Raw genomic sequence first — 15834 nt, 5'->3', positions numbered from 1 at the left:
TTTGTAATTATATCTTTCTTTTTTATGTAACTTGTTTATATAATTAATAACAACTCTGCATTAAGGTATGATTAAAAAATTACTTCCGCTTTTGAGCGGGTGTTGACGAGTCAAATCAACACATGAGCGAAATTTATAGCGGAAGTTATTTTTTATCGTGCCTAAGTAGTATTTTGCACTGCTTAACACATGAAAATACAATTATATCTCATGAAAACAGCGACAAGCTTAATGAACGTATCTGTTTACATCATCTAAAGTGATACCTTCATGAAGTGCTATGTTAATTCCATTAGCTATAACCTTTGTTACTCTTTCTATAATATCGTCAATTTCCTTAGGTGTGACAATAAGATTGCCTACATATGGCTCCAATACTTCTCTAATCAATAAATGCTTTTCATTTCTGTCAATTTCATTTAACATGTTATAAAACTCCGTGCCTTTTGACGCTTGCTTTATAAGGCTATCCATAACAAGGTCAATTGCATCATTTGCTACAGTAGCTGCTTCAACAACTGTCGGCACCCCCACTGCTATTACGGGAATTCCCATTGTAGCCTTGGAGAGTTCCATCCTTTTGTTTCCGACACCCGATCCCGGCGATATCCCTGTGTCCGCAATCTGGATTGTGGTGCTCATACGCTCTGTTTTCCTGGATGCGAGAGCGTCAATGGCGATTATAAGCTTAGGCTGTACTTTGTCCACAATTCCCTTTATTATCTCTCCGGTTTCTATGCCGGTTATGCCCAAAACACCTGGTGCTACGGCACATACAGGTCTTACACCATCCTCTACCTGTTCAGGCACATACTCCAGCAAATGTCTTGTAACCATAAGGCTTGAAACAACTTTAGGCCCTAAAGCATCAGGTGTAACATTCCAGTTACCCAGTCCAACTACTAGAACCGTTGCGTCCTTGTCCAAATTCACAAGCTTCTGAAGCTCCTTTGCAAACTCCTTGCTTGCTTCTTCAATTAGATCCTGATCATTCTCCCTTAACTTTGGTATCTCAAGGGTAATATAATTTCCCATGGGCTTTCCTATTGAATCTTCTCCCATAAGTGTTGTAACCCTAACCCTTGTTATTTTAATATCATCAGTGCCGTCGTTTTCAACTTCAACCCCAGGCGGGTGCCCTATAGATTGATTTACATTCCCGGTTGACTGCTTAATAAACATTTCATTTGCTTCTAAAGCCAAATCGGTTCTAATGCTTCTATTCATAATCGTAACCCTTCCTTCATCGTCTATTAATTACAACATATATGACATATTTTTACCTTGCCGGATAGTTTCAATACTATTTTTGAAGATAAATGTTTAAAAGTTTATCAAATACCCTTGCAATTATATTTTTTTCATGGTACAATACTTCATGATTATTAACTCGCAGGAGGTGAAAGGTTTGCCAAATATTAAGTCTGCAATAAAAAGAGTAAAGGTAACTCAGAAGAAGACATTAATAAATTCAATGAAGAAATCTTCGCTTAAGACTTCAATTAAGAAATGTAAGGAAGCAATCGAAAGTAAGGATGCCAATGCTAAAGTTTCTTTTACTGAAGCTATGAAAGCTATAGATAAAGCAGCAGCAAGTAAGTTGTTACATAAGAACACCGCTGCGAGAAGGAAATCCAGATTGGCTAAAGCATTGAATAAGATGGCTTAATTGAACTTAACAAAGTAATGAGACAAATATAAACGTACTTAATGTAGTACGTTTTTTTGTTTCATTTTTTTAGTGTCTAGTTTTTTGTTCTATAAAAATATATAAAATTTCTAGAAATTCAGACAAATTTTTTAAATTTTATGTTAATAATAATTGCATTTTTTTGTATTTTTGTGTATAATAAGTATACATTTTAACAATAGGGTGTTATATGATTGATAAACTCAGCGACATTATTGCAAGTAAAATTAGAGAAAATAATAGAGATATAACTGAAGAAAAAGCTGAAATAATATCTTACGGTGCCAATATATTAATATTTCAAACAATTATTACAGCAATAATATTTCTAATCGCATTTCTTTTAGGCGTTGTTGTTTATGCTGCTATTGCCTTTGCAGTAATAGGCTTGCTTAGATCAACTGCAGGCGGTGCACACTCACGCACACGCACTCAATGCATCATAACACATCTATTATCAATATTCGGTACAATTATTTTATCCAGTCATATAAAATACAGCAGTTACATACCAAGTATTGTCATATTTGCAGCAAGTATTCTGATGGTATTAAAATATGCACCCGGTGAAACTATTGACGGACCTTTATACAGTGACAGAAAAAAACGCATTCAAAAAATTACATCCTGTGCTTTTCTCATAACATTTTTCGCCATATGCTTATTTATAAAAAACCTTAACTTGCAAATATATTACGTTATAATCATCTCATCACTCATTCCGATGATGGCTTTATCGCCTGCAGGGTATATGGTTTTTGGATGCAAAAGAAGATAAGCTAATCAAAGATTACATATTAGTCTTGCAATTAATAGAAAAATTCAAAAGGAAAGGAAGTGAGAAACGTGAAAAAATTTTTAAAAGGCATATTTGTAAACTTATTTGTTGGTTTAACATCAAATGTTGCTTCAGAATGCATACCTTTTGGCTTCTATCAACCTAAGGCACCAAAATCTCTAACTAAAAAACCGACATAATTATTTAAAATGTAAAATGATTATTGCAAAACATATAGCTAAAACACTTATTTAGTAAGTTAAAAGTGTTTTAGCTATACTATAGATCGAAGTACTCTACTACAAAATTTCAATTCTTTGGGTAAATAAAGACTCTGTGACGGATGTGGTTAATGAGCAATTCTGATATTTAGATATAATCTTTTTAACCTCCCAAAGTCCGAATCCGCTATGCCCTGCCTTTGTAGTATAACCATTTTCAAAAATCTTTTCTTTGTTTGGGCTTCCTGCATATGAATTGATTATTTCAATAATAATAGCATTCTGAGAGTTTTTAGCAATTGATAGCTCTACATACTTCTTAGCAGATTCAACCGCTGCTTCCAGTGCATTGTCCAAAAGTATCCCCATAACTTTACATAAATCGTATATTTTTATTCTTTCGATGCTATACTCATCCATAATATTAATTATGAACTGTATATCCTTAAGTTCCGCATATGATAGCTTTGATAGCAACAACCCATACAATGCAGGATTATTTTTGACATACTTGCTAAGGGGCAAGGTATTGTTTATCCTTCTTGTATCGCTCTGAAGCTGCAGGTAATACTTCTTCAGCCCTTCAATATCGTTAAGTGTTATATAGCCGCCAATTGCCTGAACGTTATTGTTAAAATCGTGTTTAAACCCTCTTAACCCGTCGATAATCTCATCCAGCGTTTTTATGTAACCCTTCTGGAACTCCACTTCCCTGCTCTTGACCTCAAGCTCGGTAGATTTAATGGAGTTATAGAAGCTCATTAATAAAAGTATAAACACAGCAAATATGTTGAAACATACCATGTTCAAATTTATATTTTTTGAATTATTTAAGTAATACATAATATTAGGAATTATCAAAATCGCACTTATTATTGAATTGGCCAGTATGCTGTAAGACCTTTTCCTGTTGATATCCTCAGGAATATTGATCTTGAGTTTCATGTAATATACAGCAATGGTCAATGCAAGATAAAGTACTATCCCGATTATTCTCATAATCAGAATGTTGGGGTATGTATTTGCCCATGTGTTTACATCAAACCTATTGTCAACAGATATAGCAACAATTGCAGTTCCCATGTACTCAAAAAGTGCACTTATGACAATCAGCACCGACGTAGCAAATAAGGCATACAAAACCCTAAATGATAAAATAAACTTTATGGTTAAAACCATAACAATTATATACACAAAAAGATTTATATTAGGGTTAAATCTAACTATTATAGCCATTAGAAAGGCCTGTACAATGGTATTTACCAACGAAAAAGTAATTAATTTTTTAAAATTGACAGTTTTATCAAACACATTCAACATCAAAAAGCCCTGTATAACAAAAAATACAAACTGCAGTGCATTTTGTAAAACAACCTCCAAATTATATCCCCTCCAAATTAAGGAAAACTAAATAAAATAACGAATAGTTCCGCTTTAAATTATATTAATTTATATCTGCTAAAAGCATTTCAATAGCCACTCTGTCATTAACTCTCCCAGTCTTTACGGCAACGTCCAATTCAAGGCTTTCCTCTACAACCCTTTTTAACAGTTCCAACTCAAATTCTTTTGATTGTTTCATTATTTTGCTTGCAATATACGGAGATACGCCTATTTTTGCTGCTGCCTCATTGATATCTGCACCAGACTTATGCAAAAGCTTTATTGATAATAACTGATTAAACTGTCTGGCTATCATGTAGAGGATTTTGGGCATAGGCTCCTTTAAAACTGCCATTTCCTCAAGAATGACAAAGGCTCTTGTCCTATTCTTTGCAGCAATAGCATCTGTCAAATCAAAAATCCTGCTTTTTATGGACTTTGTGCATACCTTTTCTATATCTTCTATTGAAACAGTACCCCTTTCACCTAAGTAAAGAATTAACTTCTCCACCTCATTATGAATTTCTACCATGCCCTGATCACAGTTGTTAACAACCATCGAAGCAAGTTCCTGACTAATAACTTTGTTTTTATTCCTTAACAGTTTTATAACCCATTTTACCAGTTCCTGCGGCTTTTGAAACGGAAACTCAACAATCAGTCCGTTTTTTTTGACAATATCAATCACCTTTAATCTTTTATCAATCTCTTCTTCTACAAAAATAAGACATGTGTATGAAGGCAAGCTTAAAATCAGTTCTGATAGACCATCCTTCTTTCCTTCTGCTTTTTCACTGTCTGTCTTTTTTGATGCTTTAAACATCCCTGAATTCTTTACTAAAACCAGTTTCCTTTCAGAAAATAGCGGAACCGTCTCACAATTGTCCGCCAGCTTTCTTATATCTACTTTTCCCTCCAGGACAACCTTATTCATGGCTTTCATACTTCCTCCAATAATTTTGGATTCCATTGACTCAAGATATATTCTCTTTAAATATTCCTCATGACCATAAAAAAGGTATAGATTTTTTATCTTGTTTGACTTTATCTGTTCCTTTAATATATCCAAGCTCATTATTTCACCCGTTTATGCTTCCATGAAATTTGTAACAATCTACTCCAATGGTAATTGTATCATTAATTTTATGCTAATAAAAGAGAAAATAACATATAATTATTACACCTTATGGAAATTATGTCTATTTTTTATTGTATACTTTCTAGAACTACTGTAGTTTTTTAGCATATTTCTGTGGTTCCTGTCAATACCGGTGGATGTGCTGAAATTCCGCAAATTCATCAACATCGACAAACCTGGTAAGAGACAATGCGTATAAAAATGGTGTATACCGTATATTGTTATAAGTTTCCATATCCATTTTCTTAAAGCCTTTAAAGCTGGGAAATACATTAGCCTCAATTAACCAGAGGTTTTGCTCCCTATCTAGTGCTACATCAATTCCGAACTCAGAGAAATGCTCTCCGGTTTTATCCATATATTTGCAAAACTTGCGACAAAAATTTATAATTCCCTGTGAAAAAACTTTGCTGCATTCTCCGAAGGATAATTCAATCGCATTATCAAGAGGTAATGCGTAGCCTCCTCTAGATATGTTGGTTATATGGCTGCCTCTTTTTGAAACTCTGCATTCAATCCCTGTACACACCCATACCTTGTCTGCGTTCTTTTGCATAACAACCCTTATGTCAAAGGGACAATTATCAATAACCGCTAGATCTAATAATTTTTGTATAAGGTATTTGTTAAAAAGCTCCTCATTTTCGTTTAGAAAGTTCCTAAGACCTGATTCTTTGTAGACTGTCACGACAGGAAGCATCAATCTGTAATCTGTAATCTTATAATTGTCTGCGACCTTTTCAATTATTACAATTCCTCTTCCTCTAGAAAGGTCTATCGGCTTCAATATGACCCCTGATTGTTTTTCAATAAATTCAAACACCTGGTCAATATCCTGTGTCAGCTGCGTTGGCGGTAGATAATCCCGTAATTCGTCATTTTTATTAATATATGAGAAGAGATCAGACTTTGTAAACCTGCATGAGTTAAACAACCTTCCTCCGGTCTCCTTTATGAGCCTTTTTATATCATTGGGGCTTGAGTGAAAATCCCTCCTGTATATAACTTCAGGTAGCGGAAAAAAGCCATATTCCCAGCATTTTGATACGCTATCGTAGTAAAGGCCGAATGCTATACGCTCCTTCCAATTAATTGTCCTGGGAGAAAATGCGTAAATAAGCCCTCCGACCTTATCATAAATTCCAAACCTGTCTGTGTATTTTTCCATATGCTTAGGATTGTACCTATGAATTTGATTTCCCAATAAAAGCCCTATAACAGGGCCTATGGCAATAGCATTATTCTCAATACCTATTCTGTAAGTCAATATCTCAGGTAATAGCAGTTTATTTCTTAAACCAATGGACATTCCAATTATCGAAGGGTCATCATATGTACTGTTTACATTAAGGTCAAAAAATTCCGAATACTTTACCGCTGTACTTACAGTTTTCCCTCCAAAGCACACAAAAATTCTTTTGGGATATGCACCGATCATTGACAGGGGTAAAAAAATAATTTCCTGCTCTGATGCTTCCAGTTTAAATTTAACCCACATCTCTTTACACCAACCTTATATAAATTCCTAAAAATTGAAGACTAATGTTATCGTTATCTGTTCTGCCAAATATAAGATTTGGTTATCTAATCTATTCATCTTAACCTATCTATATATATTTAAATCTTCTGATTATATGAATACTAAATACAAATAAATCACAAGTCTTGTGCTGCAATTCATTAGATTTACATAATATACTAACACTATAAAGTATGCTGGATTAACATAATATGACACTTTTCAGATTGGAAATTATTAAAACATTTTTGAAGAAACTATTCTTCTAAAGTCTTCCACACCCTGATGTCCTTACCGTTTGTACTCATAATGATTGTTCCGTGAATATCTGTCCTTAAAATATTTACATCTTTAGCTTGAAGCCTATCAATAACATGCTTTGAAGGATGCCCAAAGCTGTTATTCTTCCCAACACTGATGATGGCTACATTCGGGCCAACAGCATTTAGAAAGCCCTCAGTTGTAGATGTATCCGACCCATGGTGTGCAACTTTTAAAACATTCGCTTTCAGATCCGCATTGTTGTCCAATAATATTTTCTCTGCTTCCTTTTCAATATCACCAGTAAAAAGGACGTTTACACCTTTATAATTGAGTTTAAACACAAGGGCACCATTGTTTTCAGGGGATTTGGTCATTTTAACGCCGTCAATGGGACTTATAACTTTAATCCTGGTATCACTGTCCAAAACAATTTCATCTCCAGCCTTACACATTTTAGTAGATGTCTTTTGTGCCTCTGCAAGTTTCAAAAGGCCCACGTAAGGCTTTAAATCCATACCGTCAGCTATTATAAGGTTATCCACCCTTATATCCTTAAAGACCGTCAATAACCCCTGAAGGTGGTCATCATCACCGTGAGTTGAAATGACCATATCCAACCTTGCAACCCCATAGTCATATAAAAACGGGACCACCGCATAATCCCCCATATTATGCTTAAAATCTGTCTTTGAGGCAAATCCTCCTCCATCTACAAGTATGGTTTTGCCATCACTTGTGACTATTAGTTGGGAATCTCCCTCACCTACATCAATAAAAACAATTTTCAAATCCTTCGGAATAAAAGAAGTTACAGTGAATATCAAAGTAATTATCGATATAGATATGACATAATACCTTGGCTTTAGATTTATTTCATATGTAGGCTTAAGCCATAGGAAATATATAATGCACAAATAGTAGATTAGTAGCCCAAATATTGAAGGTGTTGTTATTTTTATCACCGCAAAAGGTATTTCGGATGATATCTTTGCTACATAGAGGATAAATGATAGAAATGTATTGCATACCAGTCCTAACAACTCTGCCGGAAAAGTGCTTATTTGCCCTATAATAACCATTATTATGCCAAGTATTGTTATGACCTCAACCAGAGGAACAACTACTAGATTTGAAATCAGCGATATAATGGAGATTTTATTGAAATACATAGTACTAATAGGAACTACACCCAATTGGGCTGCTAGGGTAGCCGCCATAACATCTGAAACAAAAGAAGGTAAGAACTTAAAATCCAGCTTACTCTTAATGTACTTATAAAACAGCACCAGTGAAAGTGTAGCTGCGAAGGAGAGCTGAAACCCTATGTCAAACAATGTGTATGGATTGTATAAAAGCAGAAGAATTAATGCAAATGATATGCTTGTATATATATCCGTTTCTCTTCTTAAAAGCTGGCCTATAAGAATTATTACAGCCATGATTACAGCCCTTGTAACTGATGGTGAAAACCCTGTTATGAAGAGAAACATGATAAGTATACCAATTATGGTGATATTAGATGCCTTTTGCGATAACCTCATCCTTTTGAAAACAAAAACAAGAGGAAAAACTATAAAGGCGATGTTCATACCTGAAACTGCAGTTAAGTGTGACAAACCGGCATCACTGAATGCATCCACCATTTCGTCACTCATATCTTCGGTAAATCCTATCAGCATACCGCAAAGGAGTGCAGCTTGTTCCTTGGGCAGGCATGGCTTTATTGTTCCTATTATCCGTTTTCTTAAATCCATCCCAACCTTAACAAAGGGGTTTACACTGGAGGAATCCATAAATTTAATACTATCACCCCTTGTATAAACCGTTGCTGAAACTCCTGATTTTAACAGGTGCCTTCTGTAGTCAAAACCTCCTGGAATCCTTTTACCGTCAGGAATGCTGATTTTCCCATTAACAGTCAAATCCATCCCATATTCCAAAATCGGTGTATCATCCTTATTTGGAACAGTAACAAGAAGCTTCCCCTTTATCTTAAAGCTTTTACCCTCTGATTTTATCTCATCAGTTCTGACCGTGTATACCGTCTTAGACTCTTTAATATCCGGCTCTGTGCATACAAATCCTAATACCTGCATATCTTTACCTGAAAATTCCTTGAATTTATCAAGAGTGATTTTATTTATTACTGTGAATTCGGCTGCACCTGCAAAGAAGAAAATCAATGCACCTATAAGAATAACAATATTTTTCTTGTTATGAAGATAAACAATCGAAAGAGCAGACATAACCAACATTGAAGTCATAATGAATAGAGGCAAATTGCCAAACTGAGCAACGTAAATACCCACAATAAGGAACAGTGAAAATAACAATAACGGTCTTTTCATACTGACAGTATTCCTCCTGTTCAATATTCACAAGATTGTAGTGTAGTATACACCATAATTTCTCAGACAGTAAAAAAAGCTCCTTGTTAAAGGAGCTCCATGATTTGGTGTTGTTATTTCAAAAACCTTCTTGCACTCATATAAGCATTGGAATAAAAACCTTCACCCAGATTGCTTATAACAACTTTACGAGCATTCGAACCTGATGAAGCATGAATAAACATGCCATCACCAATATAGATTCCTACGTGATTAATATAATTTCTTCCACCATTTGTATCAAAGAATACAAGATCACCAGGTCTTAAGTTCGCTCTGCTTACCTTGGTTCCCTGTTTAGCCTGGTCGGCCGCAACGCGTTCCAAGTTAATACCGAAATGATTGTTAACATATAAAACAAAGCCGGAACAATCAAACCCTTTTGGTGAACTTCCACCATAAACATATCTCACACCCAGAAACTTCTTTGCATATGCAATAAGCTGCTGGCGGGTATCGGACACAGAATCAGTAACTGCATCTTCCTTACCGTCATCATCTGATTGGGAGATATCTCTTTGTTGTTCTGTTGTACCCCTTGATGTAGTCTTTTTAGCTGAAGATGATTTTGTAGGGCTGACAGTACTGGAACCAGTTGATTTTACACTGACAAAATCTTTGAAAACCCAACCTATTTTCCCATCAGAAGTACGAACCTTATACCAGTTGTCTGAAGAACTTAATACACTAACACTTGTTCCTTTGCTGAATGTTTTAAGTACTAAAGCATCAGTAGTTGCCTTCTCTCTTAAGTTGACGTCATCTTCATTAATTGTTGCTGAGCTGGATGAAACTTGCTTTACAGTAACAAATTCACTGCTAACCCACCCAGTAATACCATTGTATGATACTTTGTACCATCCGTTGCTACTGCTGATAATTGTAACCTTCATCCCTTTTTCTAACTGTTCGAGAACCTCTGAAGAAGTACTTGGTGACTTTCTGATATTTAATATGTCACCTTTAACAACACCTGTTTGGTTACCTTCTGCACCGGCATATGCTGCTACTGCAAAAGACAACGCTAGAGACACACTTACACAAGTAAGTGCCCTTTTGAAACTAAACATATATTCCTCCTATTTATAGCTTCCGAAGTTAGCTGTCGGGTTCGGGTAATAGGATCACCCCTACTATCTATTGATAGATTAACCCCAAAAATATTGGTTCCTCCGTACTTCCCTATCCCAAGGGAAGATTCAGCTATTTATTAAGTTTTTACTTCAATGATATTATATACATCTTGACATAGTTTGTCAAATCAAACCTTGGTAAAATCTTATTGATATTTAAAGTATTTAAATTTTTTATAGTTTTTTTTGCATTATTACTACTTCACATTGTTTATCGGCAATTTTCACACAACTAAACATCTTTTTATAAAAATCAAACCCTAATGCCTCCCAAAACTGTCTGCCCTTAACGTTCTCTTCAGCAACCGCTAAATATGCTTCCGAGGCGTTTCCTTTAGCTTTAAGATAAGAAAGGCTTAGTCTCACAGATTCCCTCCCATATCCTTTTCTTTGGTGGTGAGGGTCTATGACAATTGTTCTTATCCAAACTTTATTTTTATGTGTAGACTCTAGTCTCCCTTTTAGTATTCCTATCATTTGATTACTGTCTTTTTTATAAATCCCTGTGAAAAATTCGCTATCCGATTCAACCGACTCCTTATATATTGAGGTCAACTCGTTTATTTCAACAGGTATATCTTTTCCTGTGGCATACTTAAAATGATCTACCCGGCTATACCATTTGAGAATTTTTTCAATATCATCATAAGATATATCCTTTAAATATACGTATTGGCTTTGTATATTCATCGAAAGCATAATACCTCCGGATAATTTTATTTATAAATTATTCGACATTTTTTTGCTAAAGTCCTTCTTTTGAACAAATTAAGCATCCCAGGTCTTTACCAACAATCCTATTAATTGAATAACTTCCATTTTGGAGTGTATATTTTAAATTAGACACATAAAAGCTTGCGAAATCTCGATTTTTCATAACTTTTCTTAAAATTTATTTTGCAACCTTTTACACACGCCTCTTCAACGGGATTAAATATAAAATAGTGTAATATTTGGAATCAATACAGTAAGAAATGCTTTATTCTTATATAACATTAAAGTTTAACCCTAAGCTATATGTTTCTTCCTATATTCCTTTTCAAATTCTATTGGTGACATATTACCTAATGCTGAATGTATTCTTTTGAAATTATAAAAGGTCTCAATATATTCAATAATTATTAGTTTGGCTTATTCACGAGTTTTGAACTTTCTTCCATGAATTATATCTTTTTTTAATGTTGCGAAAAAGCTTTCAGCACAAGCATTATCAAAGCAATTCCCCTTCCTGCTCATACTCTGCTTTATTTGTCTTTCTCTTAGTTTCTCTTGATATTCAAAAGCCGCATATTGGCTTCCACGATTTGAGTGGAATATCAAGCTGTTATCAGGCTTTTCACGTGTTATTGCCTGAGTGAGTGCTGAAATAGTTAACTCCTTAGTAATTCTTGAACCTAAAGACCAGCCGACTACTTTTTTACTAAATAAGTCTTCAATACTAGCAAGATAGAGCCATCCCTCATCGGTTGGTATATAGGTTATATCTCCAACCCATTTTTCATTTGGATTATTTGCACTAAAGTCTTGATTTAAAAGGTTAGGAGCAACTAGGTAGTTATGATTAGAATTTGTTGTTGCTTTGTATTTTCTCTTTAATCTGCTTACAATTCCATTTTCGTTCATCAACCTCTTAATCCTTCTTCTTGAACAAAGTATTCCTTCTTCAATTAACTGGAATTTTATTCTTTTCTGCCCATAGGTCTCATAAGATTCTTTATGTATCCTATTTATTATTATAATTAAATCTTTATCTTTCTTCGTTCTATTATTTTCAGGTCGTTTTTGCCATTCATAAAATGAGCTCCTTGAGACATTAAATATTTGGCACATCTTCAAAACGCAAAATCTGGAGCTGTTTTCCTTAATAAACTTATATTTTACTTCACGTCTCGACTGAAGATGGCCATGGCTTTTTTTAGTATTTCATTTTCTTCTTCTAGATCTTTTAGTCTTTTTTTCAATGTACGGAGTTCTTCATCTTCAGGTCGAAGATTACCCTTCCCTGGAAATGCATCTTCTCCATGCTGGTTATACTTTTTTATCCAATCTCTTATTGTTGTTTCAGTTACTCCAATACTTATTGCAACTTCTCTAATGGATTTTTGTTTTTCTGTAACCAACTTTATAATTTCCTTTTTATATTCAGTAGTGAAATTAGTGCTTGGTGCCATTTGTGGACACATCCTTTCTTTTGTCTATTATACAAGCTTTCTTTGTGTCCAGCAAATTGATTACACTCCAAAAAATCAAGATATTAGTTTATTAGTTTGAGATTTCCCCTTCTGAAGAATAAACTATAGTTGGCTTTTGATTTTTCCCAGTGATGCAATACACGGATTTTGATTCGTCGAAATAATACAAGGTCTGATCAAAAATCTGAAAATTAGTCACTCCTGATATTTCCATATCAACGTGTCCATCAAGCAATGAAAAAGACTGCATTAATCCAGTACTATCCAAAGCTACGATTTCATTATCCCCAAACATCTGGATAAGCTTATACTCACCATTTTTTATGTAGGAAAGTTCCTTAGTATTTATATTAAATGAGCATATTTGATTTTTTTGAGAGGAATTTATAAATATAAGGGTATTATCCTTCTTTATGTATATTAGTGATTTTAATTCCACGTCAGATAGTAACCTCTGCTTATTTTTCCCGTCAAGGCTAATTGAATAAAGCTCCTTGCCATTATTATAAAATATACCATTGTCGTGCAAGGTGAATTCTTCTACCGGTTCTTCAGCAAGCACAGTGATTTTTGAATTTTTAATATTAATTTTATAAAGATTTCCCCCTCGTAAATTTGTGGCATATATCCATTCTTCGAAAACTATAAATGGGTAGTAACTCGTTTTTGAAATCTGTCTGAAAAACTTACCATCTAATGATTGGACAACAAGCCCTCTTCTATTTTTCTCACTACTGCTCGCATTATAAAATAAATACCCATCGACTACATTGATATATCCAAACTCAGGGGCGATGTTCTCCAACACTACAGACTCTCCAGTTTTTCTGCTTATTTCTATGACAACGTCTTTTAGTGGAAGATATATGTATTCGTCTGTGCTTGCCATTAGGCCTCCCTGACAAACGTTTTCTGATGTATTACCAAACATTCCCGTAAAATCTTTATTGTAAAAGTCAGACTTTTGGCATCCTGATAATGAAATAAATGTGACAATTACAAAAAATATATATAATGTTTTTTTCATACTATTCTCTCCTCATCTTATGTTTATTACAGTAATATATTTGGTATTCATTTTAAGATGTCCTCCGTAAGGTGTATACTATGAAAGGCGTAACTATAGCATAAAATAACAAAATTATAATGTATTGTTCTATAATTAGCGGACCGTTTGCAACAACTATTAATGATGTTTCATTAAATAGTTTTATAAAATCTCCGGTAATCAAAACTGCTGCTTTACCTAATTTGTCAATTGAAACTCCAATTATTGTAAAAGCAATAAAAGTTAAGCCATTAATAGCATAAGCTAATCTGCTGTTTCTAGATAATGAGGAAAACAACAATACCCCAAAAGACATAAATACAGTATATAGCATACCAATTATATAATACTTTATTATAAATGTGCCTATGCTATCATTCGTCAATACCGTACTGATGATACTCCGGTAAGGACTGCTTACTGTCCCAAATTCTGACACAGCAAAAATCATTATTAAATCAACGATATAAAATAGATTAAATGCTAATGTACTGATTCCTATCGTTAAAGCCAACTTGCTTCTAAAAATTTTGCCCCAACCCACTCCTGTGGCTCTGAGGATAGACATCATGCCTGTTTCTCTTTCTATACTAAAAAGCGAAGAAAAAGCTAGAATAATAATAATCGGTATAAAGTTCACTTCGTTCAGCTTAGGGAAAAGCCGATACCCCAAAACATTAGCTATATCAGGCAAATCGTATGCAGCATAAACTGACTTGAGTTTATTAAAATCAGAGGGCATATTAAACGCAAATCCGGATTCCTTTTGAGCAACTTTCTGTACTAACTCGCAATATTTATAGTCTTTTAGTTGCTCGAGCAGAGTATCAATTGCTTCTGCTTCTACACTATAATCATTAAAATGTGCTCTAATGCCATTTAACCTCTTCTCAGCATCATTAATATCGTATTTTGTCGTATAAGCAAGATATTCGTAATAAGTTTGTCTCCATTCTTTATTATAATAATTGTAATATGTAAAGGTTATTACTCCTTTAAAAGTTAATACTATTAGTAAACTAAACAAAACAAATACAAATGGAATTTTTCTAAGCTCATAAAGCAGTAATTTGGACAAGACCACTCTCACTCCTTATAAAAGTTTGCAGACGGTTTTAAGTGTGTCTGCTTAGTTCACTTAATGAATACTCACCAGACTTTCACGAAGAAACCACCCTTCGAGAAATACGTCGATTAAAAGCAACTATAATAACTGAAAGAAGAAGTATAAGCAATAAAATAGAGGCATACAAAGCTATGGAATTATGAACAAGATTTGAAGAAACTACAAAATAATCATCCATAGCAACAAATGTATTGCTAGAATAAAGGTTTAATAAATTGCATTGTGAAAGTATATTATAAGGGGATATATATCGAAAGAGCTCACTTATTACAACAGATATGCCCACTAGGGAAATCGATAAGATGAGGGAATAAACCACCTTTTTACAAACCATAGATATATTCGTAACCACCAAAGCAGTAAAAATAAAAAAAATAGTCTTATAAGTCACCAGTAATAATATATATTCCCAGACTGACCCGTTAAACATAGAGTTACTTAAACTTTCAATTGATTGAACTGGCTGAAGAAGTGAGTGAAAATTCGTTGTATGCACAAGCAGCATTAACAAATTTATAACTGTTGAGACAGATAAACACAGCAACGAGACAATGAATGAGCAAAAGACTTTGTGTATACCTATTTTAGCATGACTAATCGGCATACTAAATAGCAACAAATACCTATTTCTCTCGTAATCATTACAAAATACTGCTGAAAGCACAATTATCATTACGAAAAAAAACAGCCAATCTGTTGCGTAACTGTTCAAAAAACAATTTATGGCACGCATATCATAGAACTCTACTGCTTGCAAACTCTCGCTTTTTTTCAGAAGTAAGGCCCAATATTTGGTATTACTACTCTGCCTCTCTATATTTGTAAGTGTCAAACCGACTGTATCTTGAGTGAAGAGTAATTTATTGAGATAATACCTTAAAATAATAGTTCTGGGAGGTATTGATGTCAAGTAATATAAAACACGATATTTGGAAGGAAAGAATAGCTGATTATC

12 protein-coding genes, 1 pseudogene and 1 riboswitch are annotated in these 15834 nt (G+C 34.0%); of the genes and pseudogenes, 3 read left to right on the top strand and 10 right to left on the bottom strand.

From position 1 onward, the window contains the following. Positions 1-228: 228 nt before the first annotated feature. On the bottom strand, positions 229-1227 hold the full coding sequence (gene gpr, locus VIO64_RS04045) for a GPR endopeptidase (RefSeq protein ID WP_331915409.1): 999 nt from the start codon (positions 1225-1227) through the stop codon (positions 229-231). Between the two features lie 181 nt (positions 1228-1408). On the opposite strand from gpr, the gene rpsT reads away from it, so the two are divergent. From rpsT to VIO64_RS23030, 3 genes are all read left to right on the top strand, one after another. Further along, positions 1409-1669, top strand: coding sequence for a 30S ribosomal protein S20 (gene rpsT / locus VIO64_RS04040; protein ID WP_331915407.1), 261 nt, complete (start codon positions 1409-1411; stop codon positions 1667-1669). Between the two features lie 211 nt (positions 1670-1880). Beyond that, positions 1881-2468 carry an accessory gene regulator B family protein gene (locus VIO64_RS04035; protein WP_331915405.1) on the top strand — a complete coding sequence of 196 codons (588 nt, stop codon included), beginning with the start codon at positions 1881-1883 and terminating at the stop codon, positions 2466-2468. Positions 2469-2527: 59 nt separating this feature from the next. Next, positions 2528-2668: a cyclic lactone autoinducer peptide gene (locus tag VIO64_RS23030; RefSeq protein ID WP_414705232.1), complete on the top strand. Its 141-nt coding sequence runs from the start codon at positions 2528-2530 to the stop codon at positions 2666-2668. A gap of 99 nt (positions 2669-2767) precedes the next feature. Here VIO64_RS23030 and VIO64_RS04030 read toward each other — a convergent pair whose 3' ends face one another. The 9 genes and pseudogenes from VIO64_RS04030 to VIO64_RS03990 all read right to left on the bottom strand — a co-directional run bounded on the left by VIO64_RS04030 (position 2768) and on the right by VIO64_RS03990 (position 14831). Then, the gene (locus VIO64_RS04030; protein ID WP_331915403.1) at positions 2768-4069 is read right to left on the bottom strand and encodes a sensor histidine kinase; all 1302 of its coding nucleotides are present in this window, start codon (positions 4067-4069) and stop codon (positions 2768-2770) included. Positions 4070-4133: 64 nt separating this feature from the next. Then, positions 4134-5147, bottom strand: coding sequence for a DNA polymerase III subunit delta (gene holA / locus VIO64_RS04025; protein WP_331915401.1), 1014 nt, complete (start codon positions 5145-5147; stop codon positions 4134-4136). Positions 5148-5334: 187 nt separating this feature from the next. Continuing rightward, complete coding sequence (locus VIO64_RS04020) at positions 5335-6708, bottom strand: YheC/YheD family protein (protein WP_331915399.1); 1374 nt, start codon at positions 6706-6708, stop codon at positions 5335-5337. 278 nt (positions 6709-6986) lie between these two features. Next, on the bottom strand, positions 6987-9341 hold the full coding sequence (locus VIO64_RS04015) for a DNA internalization-related competence protein ComEC/Rec2 (RefSeq protein WP_331915397.1): 2355 nt from the start codon (positions 9339-9341) through the stop codon (positions 6987-6989). Positions 9342-9454: 113 nt separating this feature from the next. Then, positions 9455-10450 (bottom strand): SH3 domain-containing protein, encoded by a 996-nt coding sequence (locus tag VIO64_RS04010; RefSeq protein WP_331915395.1) that lies wholly within the window; start codon positions 10448-10450, stop codon positions 9455-9457. A gap of 1 nt (position 10451) precedes the next feature. Further along, a riboswitch (cyclic di-AMP (ydaO/yuaA leader) is annotated at positions 10452-10595 on the bottom strand. Positions 10596-10687: 92 nt separating this feature from the next. Further along, positions 10688-11203, bottom strand: coding sequence for a GNAT family N-acetyltransferase (locus tag VIO64_RS04005; protein ID WP_331915393.1), 516 nt, complete (start codon positions 11201-11203; stop codon positions 10688-10690). Between the two features lie 318 nt (positions 11204-11521). Continuing rightward, positions 11522-12684: pseudogene (locus VIO64_RS04000) on the bottom strand (IS3 family transposase). Positions 12685-12775: 91 nt separating this feature from the next. Then, positions 12776-13732 carry a DUF5050 domain-containing protein gene (locus VIO64_RS03995; protein WP_331915391.1) on the bottom strand — a complete coding sequence of 319 codons (957 nt, stop codon included), beginning with the start codon at positions 13730-13732 and terminating at the stop codon, positions 12776-12778. A gap of 52 nt (positions 13733-13784) precedes the next feature. After that, positions 13785-14831, bottom strand: coding sequence for a hypothetical protein (locus tag VIO64_RS03990; RefSeq protein ID WP_331915389.1), 1047 nt, complete (start codon positions 14829-14831; stop codon positions 13785-13787). Positions 14832-15834: the final 1003 nt, after the last annotated feature.

This window comes from Pseudobacteroides sp. (genome assembly GCF_036567765.1).
Classification (GTDB): Bacteria; Bacillota; Clostridia; order Acetivibrionales; family DSM-2933; genus Pseudobacteroides.
The sequence above is the reverse complement of the archived record's forward strand: the minus strand, read 5'-3'. Positions and strand labels throughout refer to the sequence as shown.